Here is a 12,715-nt window from a genome sequence, read left to right as displayed (position 1 = left end):
CCCTGCGGGGTTCAGGTGTCACTCGAGTTCTTACCATCTCCGTGTAACAGACAGCGGCTATCGTGATCGGTGCCGACGTCGACGAGTTTTGGGGCCTCACTCGAGCAGGCGTCGATTGCACGATGGCATCGCGGGTGAAACGAACAGCCAGATGGCGGATCTGATGGGTCGGGCGTCTCCCCACGGATCTGTATCTTCTCGGGTTTGAGTTCGGCCTCGGATTGTTCGACGATTGGAATGGCCGAGAGTAACTGTTCCGTGTAGGGGTTCTGGGGCGACCGGAACAGTTCCGCTGCGCTGGCTCTCTCCATGAACGTACCGAGATACATCACCCCGATTCTGTCGGCGATGTTTTTCGTCAGGCTCAGGTCGTGGGTGATGAGTAGATACGAGAGATTCAAATCCCGTTGGAGTTCCTCGAGCAAGGCGATGACCTTCGCCTGGACACTGACGTCGAGTGCGCTCGTCGGCTCGTCGAGCACGAGTAATGTCGGATTCAGGGTGAGCGCTCGAGCGATAGCCACTCGCTGCTTTTGCCCGCCGGAGAGTTCGTTGGGGTATCGATAGAGGAAGTCTTCGGGCAGGTCGACCCGCTCGAGCAGCGCTTTGACGCGCTCGCGGCGTTCGGCTTTCGAGCCGATGTCGTGAACGATCAGCGGTTCGGCGACGATGTCTTTGATTCGCTTGCGCGGATTCAACGACGACGTCGGGTCCTGGTAGACCACCTGTATCTCTCGTCTGACTGGCTTCAACTCACGTTCTCCAAGACTCGAGATATCTGTCCCATCGAATTCGATGGTGCCGGCGGTGGGCGCGTGCAATCGGGCAATCGTTTTCCCGAGTGTCGTCTTCCCACAGCCTGATTCGCCGACGATAGCGTACGTTTCACCGCGACGGACGTCGAAGGAGACTCCATCGACGGCTTTGACTTCGCCAATTTTCTTTTTGAGGAGGCCACCGGTGATGGGATAGTACTTTTTGAGATCCCGGACTTTGAGCACCGGATCTTCTTCGGGGCCTGTGTCCGCGTCCATGTCGTTCGTTACCCACTCGTCCGAAGCAGCGGTGCCGGCATTCGAGGCGTCCGTGTTCGGTGTACTCATCTGTTCCCTCCGTCGGTCTGTCTGGATGCTGGCTCGGTCATCTGGTTTCGATCCGCCGGTTCGGCGGCGCTTTCGTCTTCGGGCGAGGACGATGCACCGGCACGATCCGGTGACCCACCTTGGAAATCGATTTCGGTCTCTGCGACCTCGAGGGCTTCCTGTGCGTTCATCTCGTCGTCGTACAGGTAACAGGCGACCTGATGCCCCTCGGCCGGTTCGTACAGCGGCGGTTTCTCCCCGTCACAGACGCCTTCCATGGCGGCTGGACAACGGGGATGGAAACGACAGCCCTGTGGCGGATTCGTGTAATCTGGAAGCAGCCCGTCGATACCTTCGCGCTCGAACGCGGTCAGTTTGGGTATGCTATCGATCAGCCCCCGGCTATAGGGATGCAGTGGCTCGTCGAGAATCTCGTCTCTCGTCCCGACTTCCGCGATTTCTCCGGCGTACATGACGTAAATCCGGTCGGCGATGCGGCGGGCGACGCCGAGGTTGTGCGTAATGTAGAGCATCGAAAGCCCTTCGCGGTCGATCTGTTCACGCAATAGCTCGATCAACTGGTCCTGGACAGTGACGTCGAGTGCCGTCGTCGGTTCGTCTGCAATGAGAAACTCCGGTTCGCTCAGCAGCGCCATCGCGATAAGGACCCGCTGGCGCATCCCGCCGGAGAGCTCGACTGGATACCGGTCGAGAACGCCTTCGGGGTCTGGAATCTGTAGGCGGTCCAGGAGTTCGATACTCCGTTCTCGCATCGCTTTTTCGTCTGCGCCGCGACGGCCGAGGATACTCTTGCCTAACTCGAGCCAGCCGACCTCCGTCTTGCCGTTGTAGGTCAACACGTCGCGCATCATCTCGCCGACGGTGAAGACGGGCGAAAGGCTCGTCATTGGATCCTGAAAGATCATGCCCATCGACTCCGCTTTGACGCGTTTGTGGGCGGCAGGGTCGCCCAGGAGTTCTTCACCCCGATATCGAAGTTCGCCGCCGGTGATCTCACCCGGTGGCTGGGGTAACATACTCATGATCGTCTCGGCAGTGACGCTTTTCCCACAGCCGGACTCCCCGACGATGGCGACCGTTTCGCCCTCGTCGACGTGCAAATCGACGCCGTTTATGACCTTCGACCGGCCGTCGTAGGTGTTGAAATCGACGTGCAGATCACTGACTTCGAGGAGGGGGTCGCTCATCTCGAGTCACCTCCTGTTCGTGTGTCTCGCATTTACTTTACCTCCACGTCGAAGACGTCCCGAAGGCCGTCACCGAGCAAGTTGAATCCCAGGACCGCGATGAAAATCGCCAGTCCAGGGAACGTCGAGTACCACCACTGGGCCGGGAGGTAGACGCGTCCTTCGCTGATCATCGTGCCCCACTCTGGAGTTGGGGGTTGGGCCCCTAGCCCGAGGAAGCCGAGTCCGGCCCCGATCAGGATAGCATACCCCATGTCGAGGCTGAATTTGACGGTAATCGGTGCCAGGACGTTCGGCAGTATTTCCCGGAACATGATTCGAATCCGGTTCGCGCCGATGCCACGGCTGGCTTCGACGAACTGCTCTTCGCGAACGGAGACGACTTCCCCATAGACCAACCTGGCGTACCAGGGCCACCAGACGATGGCGATAGCGATCATCGCGTTTCGTAAACTCGGCTGGAGCGGCACGGCCACGGCGAGGGCGAGGACGAGCGGCGGCACCGAGAGGAACACGTCCGTAATCCGCATTAGAATCGTTCCGAGCGCACCACCAACGTATCCCGCAACGAGGCCCACGGGGACCCCGATGCCGATGGCAAACGTGAGGACGAAGATGCCGAGAACCAGCGAATATCGAGTCCCGAAGATAACTCTCGAGAGGATGTCGCGGCCCGCTTGATCCGTCCCGAACGGGTGTTCCCAGCTCGGTTCGGCAAACCGATTCGCGAAGTCGACGGCCGGTTCGCCCATGTAGCCAGCGTCCTGTGGATGGCGGGCGATGTACGGGGCGAAGATGGCGATGAACACCAGACCCAGAATAATAGCGAGACCGGCCAGCGAAAGCGGATTCTGCCTGAAGCGGTAGGCGACTCGTTTTGCGCTTTCGATACGATTTTCCATGGCCTCGGAACGGTTCTCCGACGAGAGCGTACTCATTACTCGTCACCTCCGTACCGAACCCGTGGATCGAAGTAGCCGTACATGATATCGACCACCATGTTCGCGACGATGTAGACCAGACCGACGACCAGGGTCACACCGACGATGGCGTTGATGTCGTTCTCGAGGATCGCAGTGACGCCGTAGCGGGCCATACCCGGCCAGGCGAAGACGATTTCGATGAGAAACGCCGATCCGATCAGGAAGCCGTAATCGAGAGCGATGATCGTCAGCGTCGCCGCGAACGACGATTTGAGGACGTACTTGTAGGCGATGAGTTTCGCCGGAATGCCCGAGGTCTCGAGGGCGTGGACGTAATCTTTGTTGAACTCTTCGATGAAACTCGAGCGGGTCATACGTGCGATGTCGGCCATGGGTGCGAGTGCGAGGGTAAAGGCGGGAAGCGCGAGGTGAGCGAGGGCGCTACGAAACGCCGCGAAGTCGGTTGCGATGAGGCTATCGACGAGCATGAGCCCGGTAATACGGGGTGGTGCCGTCGCGATGCGACCGGTTGCCGGCAGCCAGCCCATGTAGAACGCAAACAGGAGCTGGAGCAAGATGGCAACCCAGAACGCGGGCATCGAAACGCCGAAGAAGGCAAAGAGTCGACCGGCGTTGTCCTCGAAGCGGTCTTTGTTCTGGCCGGCGATGATGCCGAGTGGGACTCCGAGGAGAACGGCGATTGTCATCCCGACCGTGATCAGTTCGAACGTTGCCGGAAAGAAGTACACGAGGTCTGCGGCGACGTTTCGATTCGTCGTCAGCGAGATACCCATATCTCCCTGGAACAGCCCGGCCATGTAGTTGAGATACTGTACGATGACTGGATCGTTCAATCCCATCTGGTCTCGAAGCGACTGAACCGCTTCGTCCGAAGCCCGCGGGCCGAGTGCCAGGCGAGCTGGGTCACCTGGAAGCACTCGCGCGAGGAAAAATATCAGCATCGAGAGGCCGATGAAGACTGGTATCCCCGAGAGGATTCGCCTGAATACGTAGCTTTTAAAACCCATTTATCAGTATAGTGGTAGTTATACCGCGGCGTTACCCCTGGTTGTACAGCCGCCAGAAGGCCTTCGAATAGCCGACGAGACCGTTATCGACGTAGCCGCCAACGCGGTTGTTGATGCCGTACAGTTCCGCTTCGTTGACGACGAACAGTGCGGGTGCGTCCTCCGTCATCAGCTCTTGCACTTCTTCGTACATCTCGATTCGTGCGTCCTGATCGATCTCGGTACGGGCGTCATCCAGGAGTTGATCGACCGCTTCGTTTTGGTACCACGAAGCGCTCTCCCAGCTCCCGTGTGAGTCGGAGTGCCAGGCTGGGTAGAGGAACGTGTCCGGGTCGACGTACGAGAACGACAGGTAAATCGCGTGCATGTCGGACGTCGATTCCGGATCGGTAACCATGTCGGTGATCCGGGTCCACGGGGCTCCCTCGAGGTCGAGGGTGATCCCCAACTCGGCGAGATTCGTCTGCATCAATAGCCCGATGTTTTCGGTCACGGTGAGACCGCTGACGTAGGTGTAAGTCAGTTCGATGTCCTCACCATCGTATGGTGACTCGTCGAGGTAGGCCTGGGCCTGGTCGAGATCACGGTCGTAGAGCGTCACGTCGCTGTTGTGCCCCCACATTGCATCCGGCAGAGGACCCTGCAACCGTTCGGCGTTGCCCTCGAGGATGTCGTCGACGATGGTTTCGTAGTCGACGGCGTAGGAGATGGCTTTTCGAACGTTGACGTCGTCGAGTGGCTCCCGCTGGTTGTGCATGAACACGTAAAGTGGGGAGAACGTAACTTCGTCGCTGACCGAGGCGTGGTCCATCGAGCCGATCTCCTCGTAGGTCTGTAATGAGAGCCACTCGTCCGTAATGTCTGCCTCTTGACTTCCCATCATGCCGCTGATCGTTCCCTCTTCGGGGACGATTTCCATGACGACCTCGTCGAAGGGGTCACCGCCGTCGGGCCACTCACCCCACCAGTCTTCGTTGCGCTCGAGGACGAGGCGCTCGTTGCGGACGTGTTCGACGAGCTGGTACGGGCCGCTGCCAGCGTCGTTGTCCTGGAGCCAATCCTCGTCGTTGGCTTCGACCTCCGCCTCGTTGACGATGGGGTGATACGGCAGCGTGAAAATGAACGGGGCGAACGTGCGGTCGGTTTCGATCTCCACGGTCGTCTCGTCGATAGCACTCACACCATCGGGGGACATCGTGCCGGCCCACATCCAGGACATTCCCATCTGCATCTCCATCATGCGGGTGATGGAGTAGACGACGTCGTCGGCGGTTACCGGATCGCCGTTGTGGAAGGTCGCATCGTCACGCAGCGTAAACTCGTAGGTCTGGTCGTCGTCGGCGACGTCCCACTCGACGACGAGACCGTCGACGAGTTCCGGCGGGGTGTCGTCGGAGTACATCATGAGCGAGTCATAGACGTTAACTGCGTAGATGTTCTCGAAGTTATCAGACACCTGCATCGGGTCGATGGTACTCGGGGCGATAGTCGTCGCGTACACGAGTGACGAATCGTCATCGCTTCCGTCCCCATTTCCGTTCCCGTTTCCGTTTCCAGTGCCGTTTCCGCTGTCATCGTCTATCCCTTCTTCGGGCTCCTCGCCTGCACACCCGGCAACTGTGACGGCGAGTCCGGTTGCACCGGCATACGTGAGCATTTTCCGCCTCGTCACACCGTTGCCCTCCCCTGAGGACTCGTTAGTACGTCTCATGTTATAGTATACCGCACACAAAACGTTTATAACTTTCGGCGATTCGTTCTCTCCGAAGCCACCTGATAGATATTCTGTTGAACATTGATTACGATATGAGTTATACATTCGTCGTTACTCTCGGGATTTCAAACGCGATTACACAGACTCGAGGAGAAAGCCCACGACTTGAGTCGTGGGATGAATCCGACATCCCACTCCACCACCAACGCTCACTGGCGGGCCTGAGTCTCCCACGCTATTCAATACCTTTACAACATAATATTTCGTTACACGTAGTGATGAAGCGAACCAACCGGTTTGACGTTCGCCCTCGCTCTGCGAAAGAGCGTGAGGTGTTCGTTCGCTGGTTGGACGCTTCTGCGAGTCTCTGGAACGAGACCAACTACGCTCGCCGTCAAGCCTTCCTCGAAGACGACGAAAGCTTCTGGGACGCCGACACCGGCAGTCTCGAAGGCAAATACAAGGGTGTTCTCAGCAGTTCCGTCGCCCAGCAGATCATCCGCAAGAACTCCGAAGCGTGGCGGTCGTTCTTCTCCAGCAACGAGAAGTACCACGCCGGCAAACTCGACGAGAAGCCGTCGCCACCCGGATACTGGGGTAACGAAGACGATGGGCGGCTACTCCGTACGTACGTTCGCAACGACCAGTACACCATCCAATTCGGGAAATATTCCCGGCTTGAAGTCCCGATCGGCTCTGAACTCAAAAACGAACTTGGGTTGAATCGGAACCAACGGCTTCGCGTTGAAGTTGCTGGTGAGCCGAAGTGGAGCGGCGAGCAAGGCCGACTCGAACTCGTGTACGACGAAACCGCAGATACGTTCAGGGCTTATCAACCAGTCACCGTCGACAGTTCTCGACTGGATTCACCACTGGCTTCGGAAGAAGCCGCTCTCGACGTGGGCGCGAACAATCTCGTCGCTTGCACGACGACAACCGGTTCTCAATACTTGTACGAAGGACGTGAGTTGTTCGAGCGGTTCCGCGAAACCACCGAACAAATCGCGTACTACCAGTCACTCCTCGAAGACCAGCACAAATCCAGCAAGCGCATCGACCGCTTGTACCGTAAGCGCACGAATCGGCGCAAACACGCCCAAAACACCCTCGTCCGCGACCTCGTGGAACGTCTGTACGACGAGGGCGTGTCGACGCTGTACGTAGGCGACATCAAAGGCGTTCTCTCAACACATTGGTCGCCGGTTATAAACTCGAAGACGCACAACTTTTGGGCGTACCGCCGGTTCATCAATCGGCTCGAAGACATGTGCGAAGAGTACGGTATCAGGGTCGAAGAGGAATCTGAAGCGTGGACGAGTCAGGAGTGTCCCGAATGTGGCGAGCGCGAAGAGACTATTCGCCACGAGGATTCGCTGGCGTGTCCGTGTGGGTTCGAGGGTCACGCCGACCTTGTCGCATCGGAATCGTTCCTGAGACAGCAGAACAACACAGTCGGGTCGATGGCACGGCCCGTGTACCTCAAGTGGAACAAACACAGTTGGCGGGAACATCATAGCCCGCCCTCCATCGCGGTGGAGGCAACGGCCAACGAGGCGTACACAGACCAAAGTACCGCATCGAGCGGAAATATCGCTCTCGGGGACTCAGACGACTGAGACTCCCACGAGAGGAATCTCACGACTTCAGTCGTGGGTGGATGTCAACGCACCGCCAGAAGCTGCTGACTCTATAGCGGAGACTATTATCGACGAACGCCTCGCTGCCTGTGTCAATCAACTCGAGACCACATCCACCTATCGATGGGAGGGAGCAGTCCACCGTGAGAAGGAGACAGTTTTACTCGCCAAAACAACCGACGAACGGTATCCAGCCCTCCGTCAACGTATTCTCGAGATACATCCACACGAGGTTCCCTGTATCGAACGATTCAACGAATCCGATGTCCTCGAGTCGTTTGCCGCCTGGCGCGAGGACGTGACTGATGTAGGGGGTACATCGTCGTAATATTCGCGCCCGCTGTGAACCCGCCATGCTATCCGTGCCCGTCGAGAACTCGTCACACACTCGCGCTATCCGTGCCCGCTGTGAACCCGCCACGCTATCCGTGCCCGTCGAGAACTCGTCACACACTCGCGCTATCCGTGCCCGCTGTGAACCCGCCACGCTATCCGTGCCCGTCGAGAACTCGTCACACACTCGCGCTATCCGTGCCCGTCGAGAACTCGTCACACACTCGCGCTATCCGACTACCTCGAATGGCAACCCTTAAAACTCGAGCGAGGATTCATTCGGGTATGGCTGGAACCATCGAAGTGCTCGTCCCGGGTGGCCAGGCCAATCCTGGCCCACCACTCGGCCCCGAGCTCGGACCGACGCCCGTCGACGTTCAGGCGGTCGTCAGCGATATCAACGAACAAACTGCAGCGTTCGACGGCACCGAAGTGCCTGTCACCGTCGAATACGAAGAAGACGGGAGTTACACCATCGACGTCGGTGTCCCACCAACGGCTGCACTCGTCAAAGACGAGGCCGGATTCGACACTGGCAGTGGCGAACCCCAGAAGGACTTCGTCGCTGACCTCTCGATCGAGCAGGTGAAAACGATCGCCGAGCAGAAGAAACCCGACCTGCTCGCGTACGATACGAAAAACGCGGCGAAAGAAGTCGTCGGTACGTGCGCCTCGATGGGCGTCACCATCGAAGGCGTCGATGCCCGCGAGTTCAAAGCGAAAGTCGACGATGGCGAGTACGACGACGCGCTCGTCGAGTAATCCTCCCACTTATTAACTGGGCGTGTAGCCACTGGCTGACACGCTTTCCTTCTACGGAATCTGATACCTGTAGGTATCGGTGTAGGTAACGTGCCTCTGAGCCAATCACGGACACACGCGCCTTGGATTTCTGTAGGTCCCCGATTGGAGGCTCGAGCGATGCGTCAGTTACCAGTGGGTGCAGAAAAGCTGTGAGCTCTCTCTACGGTGAAAGGTTGTGAGCTACAAATTGCTAACAAACTCTAACGAAATGGGCCATTTCGACATGGGGCTCGAGAAACAGCTACTCGAAACTGCCCTAAATTTTGTTCGCCGGAGGAACGACTCTATCGGTACTCTCGCGGACACCGCCACCGTTGAACATCACTCGGGCCCCAGCACCGCAGCCGAGTACGGCTGCGAGGAAGCTGACGGCAACTGCGACTGGCGTAGCGAGCACCGTCAACGCGCTCAACGCTGCACCGAGTACGATCCACGAAAGGGCGTTCGTTGACCCCAGGCGACCGAGCACTGCCCCGCCGAGCGATACGTACCCCATTGTAACAACAGCGGGCAAGAGGAGTCCACTAATGGTAACGAGGGGGATTGCAAAGAAGATGCCAACATTGGTCCCACTGAGGACCAATCCTGTGTAGAATAGCCCACCGAGCACGATTGTGGCCGGAAGCCCGATACACAGGGAGATGAACGGACTCCGGTGGGACGTTTTGAGCGTGTCACTGGCGAATTCACGAAGGATTCCAATCAGCAACACTCCAACAAGCAATACGCCAGCGCCGTGTAATACCCCCTGTTCGACCAGTGATAACCCCTCATAGAGCGTGAGGAGTTCTTCGTACGCTGTGAGTGGCTCCCCCGAGCCAGTGGTCATGTGATATAAGTCTATTGGCCCCATAGTCGAGAAATACACGAGCACCATAATATAGATTTCGGAAATTAACTGGCTTCGAGAATAAAAATTTACGTACTACGCGATGTTTTATATTCGTCCAATCTCGTTTCGGCTGTCACCTACTCGAGGCTGGTTCTGTGGTACGAGGGCCGTGTCTCTGTAGTTTACCGGTTCGCTGTCGATCGAACGGACAGTTCGACGGGTTTAAGTTCCCGATAGCACTTTCTCAAACCGAGACAGGCATGGCCTGTTTCACTGACCCGTAGGAGCACACCCTGCGTACTACGGAGGTGAACGATGGCAGATACGGATATAGAAACAGCAGTGACTCGCGCACTCGAGGAGTCACCGGACCGGAACTTTACCGAGACGGTGGACCTCGCGATCAATCTGCGCGATCTAGATTTAAACGAACCGTCGAATCGTGTCGATGAATCAGTCGTGTTGCCGTCCGGCACCGGCCAAGAAACTCAGATCGTCGTGATCGCCGAAGGCGAGACCGCCGTCCGTGCCGAAGAGGTCGCGGACCAGGTCCTTTCGGGAAGCGACGTGGCCGACCTGGACGATGACGAAGCCAAAGACCTGGCAGACGCGACTGATTTCTTCATCGCTGAAGAGGCGATGATGCAAGATATCGCTCGATACCTGGGTACCATCCTGGGCCCTCGAGGGAAAATGCCGGACCCGCTCTCGCCCGACGACGACGTCGTCGAGACGGTCAATCGACTCAAAAACACCGTGCAGATTCGTTCTCGAGACCGACGTACGTTCCACACGCGCGTTGGTGCCGAGGACATGAGTGCCGAGGATATCGCGTCCAACATCGACGTCATTATCCGCCGACTGCACGCTGACCTCGAGAAAGGTCCACAGAACATCGACTCCGTCTTCGTGAAAACGACGATGGGACCATCTGTGGAGGTGGCCTGAAATGAGCGCTGAAGCCCAGAGCGAGCGTAAAACGGAGAACCTTCCCGAGTGGAAGCGAGAGGAAGTCGCCGAACTCGAGGCCCTGATTGACGACTACGAAAGTATCGGTGTCGTCGGTATTACGGGCATTCCTTCGAAGCAGCTCCAGGACATGCGTCGCGGACTCCACGGTACGGCAGTCGTCCGCGTCAGCCGAAATACGCTACAGACTCGAGCGCTCGAAGCCGCTGGCCTCGACAATCTCGTCGAACACATCGACGGGCAGGTCGGCCTGGTGGCGACGAACGACAACCCGTTCGCGCTCTACAAGGAACTCGAGGCATCGAAGACGCCCGCTCCGATCAACGCTGGGGAGGTCGCGCCGAACGATATCGTCATCCCGGAGGGTGACACGGGAGTCGACCCCGGTCCGTTCGTCGGGGAACTCCAGCAGGTCGGTGCCAACGCCCGAATCGAAGACGGTTCGATTCAGGTGATGGAGGACTCGACTGTACTCGAGACTGGTGAAGAAGTCTCGGCTGATCTGGCAAACGTCCTCAACGAACTCGGTATCGAGCCGAAGGAAGTTGGTCTCGACTTGCGCGCCGTCTACTCCGAAGGCGTCCTGTTCGACCCAGAGGACCTGGACATCGATGTCGAGGCCTACGAGAGCGACGTGCAGACGGCAGCCGCCTTCGCACGAAACCTCTCGATCAACGCTGGCTATCCGACAGCCCAGACTGTCCCCTCGATCATCGCCAAGGCAACCGGCGAGGCAAAGAGCCTCGGCCTGCACGCCGCAATCGAGAACGACGAACTCATGCCCGACCTCGTCCGTAAGGCCGACGCGCAACTGCGCGCCATAGCGGCTCAGATCGACGACGAGGAAGCCCTTCCCGAGGAGCTACAGGGCGTCGAGGCACCTGCTGCGCCTGCAGCGGACACTGAAGAATCGACCGACGACCAAGACGAGACGGACGAGGCCGAATCCGAATCCGAAGCCGAAGACGACGATGACGAAGACGATGGCGACGGTGCGGAAGGACTCGGCGCAATGTTCGGCTAATACACTACGAGGATTACAACAATGGAATACGTCTACGCAGCACTCATCCTGAACGAGACCGACGAAGAGATCAACGAAGACAACCTGACCGGCGTGCTCGAGGCCGCCGGCGTCGACGTCGAAGAATCTCGCGTGAAGGCGCTTGTCGCCGCACTCGAGGACGTCGACATCGACGAGGCTGTCGCCGAGGCAGCCGCCGTCCCCGCAGCTGGAGCCGCCGCCGGTGGCGCTGCAGCCGCAGCCGACGATGGTGACGACGACGATGTCGAAGAGACTAGCGACGTCCCGGACACGACGGACGACGACGATGACGAAGAAGAGGAGGCCAGCGGCGAAGGTCTCGGCGAACTCTTCGGCTAAGTCGCACGACGACGAGCCGTTTTACCTACATTTTTTGCACACGAGTTCCGTAGTCGCATCTGTGGGGAGAAAACAGCCTCCAATGAGCACGGCAGTCTACTTCGACCTCGACGGGACACTCTGTACATACACGAAATCGTTCGACGAGCAGTTTGCAACGACCGTCGAACCCTACGGTGAGCCGACCGACAGCGCGTACGAACTATACGTCGAGCGGCTGTTTCGGGCGCTCGAGACGTGTGAACCGAACCCGTACAGACGGGCGTTCGAAGCAGTGGTCGAACAAACGCCTCTGGAGGCCGCTCCGAAAACGCTGGCCCGAGAACACTGCCAGACCGAACTGAAGGCAACGGCGGTCTCGAGGGAGGCGAGGCAAGTTGTCGAACGGGTCGGAAACAGCCGACAGACCGGCATTCTGACGAACGGCGATGGACGACAACAGCGGGCGAAAATTGACCGCCATGGGCTCGGCGAACTGGTCGACACGGTGGTCGTCTCCAACGAACTCGGGGTGCGGAAACCCGATCGAGAAATTTTCGAGACGGCTCGAGAGCGCCTTCCGGCCGACGAGCACGTCTACGTCGGCGATACGTTCGACGAGGACATCGTTGGCGCTCACGAAGCCGGGTTTCAGACTGTCTACGTTGCGGGTACCGATACCACGACCAGTACTCGAGATACTGACACAGCGGGCGAGGTTGCCGATGCGATCGTCTCGGACGTTTCGGGACTCTTGTACCCGGAATCGCTACCTCAGTCCCTTTCTAGGGCGTTCGAAGTAGCCTAATCGCCACACAATGG

At 58.4% G+C, this 12,715-nt stretch carries 13 protein-coding genes; 7 read left to right on the top strand and 6 right to left on the bottom strand.

Annotation, left to right across the window (positions count from 1 at the left end):
- Window positions 1-11 precede the first annotated feature (11 nt).
- From NLK60_RS04360 to NLK60_RS04340, 5 genes are read right to left on the bottom strand one after another with little or no spacing between them, the layout of a single operon-like run.
- A complete protein-coding gene (locus NLK60_RS04360; RefSeq protein WP_254809672.1) occupies window positions 12-1,103 on the bottom strand; it encodes an ABC transporter ATP-binding protein in 1,092 nt (363 codons plus the stop codon).
- Window positions 1,100-2,290: an ABC transporter ATP-binding protein gene (locus NLK60_RS04355; RefSeq protein WP_254809671.1), complete on the bottom strand. Its 1,191-nt coding sequence runs from the start codon at window positions 2,288-2,290 to the stop codon at window positions 1,100-1,102. Before NLK60_RS04355 ends, NLK60_RS04360 begins: the two co-directional genes overlap by 4 nt.
- 32 nt (window positions 2,291-2,322) lie before the next feature.
- The gene (locus NLK60_RS04350) at window positions 2,323-3,228 is read right to left on the bottom strand and encodes an ABC transporter permease (RefSeq protein ID WP_254809670.1); all 906 of its coding nucleotides are present in this window, start codon (window positions 3,226-3,228) and stop codon (window positions 2,323-2,325) included.
- Window positions 3,228-4,241 carry an ABC transporter permease gene (locus tag NLK60_RS04345; RefSeq protein ID WP_254809669.1) on the bottom strand — a complete coding sequence of 338 codons (1,014 nt, stop codon included), beginning with the start codon at window positions 4,239-4,241 and terminating at the stop codon, window positions 3,228-3,230. Before NLK60_RS04345 ends, NLK60_RS04350 begins: the two co-directional genes overlap by 1 nt.
- A gap of 31 nt (window positions 4,242-4,272) precedes the next feature.
- A complete protein-coding gene (locus NLK60_RS04340) occupies window positions 4,273-5,952 on the bottom strand; it encodes an ABC transporter substrate-binding protein (RefSeq protein ID WP_254809668.1) in 1,680 nt (559 codons plus the stop codon).
- A 281-nt stretch (window positions 5,953-6,233) separates the two neighbouring features.
- Here NLK60_RS04340 and NLK60_RS04335 point away from each other — a divergent pair, with 281 nt between their 5' ends.
- From NLK60_RS04335 to NLK60_RS04325, 3 genes are all read left to right on the top strand, one after another.
- Window positions 6,234-7,571: an RNA-guided endonuclease InsQ/TnpB family protein gene (locus NLK60_RS04335; protein ID WP_254809667.1), complete on the top strand. Its 1,338-nt coding sequence runs from the start codon at window positions 6,234-6,236 to the stop codon at window positions 7,569-7,571.
- 37 nt (window positions 7,572-7,608) lie between these two features.
- On the top strand, window positions 7,609-7,920 hold the full coding sequence (cutA, locus tag NLK60_RS04330) for a divalent-cation tolerance protein CutA (RefSeq protein WP_254809666.1): 312 nt from the start codon (window positions 7,609-7,611) through the stop codon (window positions 7,918-7,920).
- A gap of 290 nt (window positions 7,921-8,210) precedes the next feature.
- Complete coding sequence (locus tag NLK60_RS04325; RefSeq protein WP_254809665.1) at window positions 8,211-8,687, top strand: 50S ribosomal protein L11; 477 nt, start codon at window positions 8,211-8,213, stop codon at window positions 8,685-8,687.
- 298 nt (window positions 8,688-8,985) lie between these two features.
- Here NLK60_RS04325 and NLK60_RS04320 read toward each other — a convergent pair whose 3' ends face one another.
- Entirely contained in the window at window positions 8,986-9,558 is a 573-nt protein-coding gene (locus tag NLK60_RS04320) for a hypothetical protein (protein ID WP_254809664.1), read from the bottom strand.
- Between the two features lie 318 nt (window positions 9,559-9,876).
- Between NLK60_RS04320 and NLK60_RS04315 the strand changes: the two genes are divergently transcribed.
- The 4 genes from NLK60_RS04315 to NLK60_RS04300 all read left to right on the top strand — a co-directional run bounded on the left by NLK60_RS04315 (window position 9,877) and on the right by NLK60_RS04300 (window position 12,701).
- Window positions 9,877-10,509, top strand: coding sequence for a 50S ribosomal protein L1 (locus tag NLK60_RS04315; protein WP_254809663.1), 633 nt, complete (start codon window positions 9,877-9,879; stop codon window positions 10,507-10,509).
- A 1-nt stretch (window position 10,510) separates the two neighbouring features.
- Entirely contained in the window at window positions 10,511-11,554 is a 1,044-nt protein-coding gene (locus NLK60_RS04310) for a 50S ribosomal protein L10 (protein ID WP_254809662.1), read from the top strand.
- A gap of 21 nt (window positions 11,555-11,575) precedes the next feature.
- Complete coding sequence (rpl12p, locus tag NLK60_RS04305; RefSeq protein WP_254809661.1) at window positions 11,576-11,914, top strand: 50S ribosomal protein P1; 339 nt, start codon at window positions 11,576-11,578, stop codon at window positions 11,912-11,914.
- An 82-nt stretch (window positions 11,915-11,996) separates the two neighbouring features.
- Complete coding sequence (locus tag NLK60_RS04300; protein WP_254809660.1) at window positions 11,997-12,701, top strand: HAD family hydrolase; 705 nt, start codon at window positions 11,997-11,999, stop codon at window positions 12,699-12,701.
- The last annotated feature ends 14 nt before the right edge of the window (window positions 12,702-12,715 follow it).

The organism is Natronosalvus amylolyticus (assembly GCF_024298845.1).
In the GTDB taxonomy this organism is placed as follows: Archaea; Halobacteriota; Halobacteria; order Halobacteriales; family Natrialbaceae; genus Natronosalvus; species Natronosalvus amylolyticus.
Note: the sequence above shows the minus strand (reverse complement) of the source record. Positions and strands in the feature narration are given on the sequence as shown.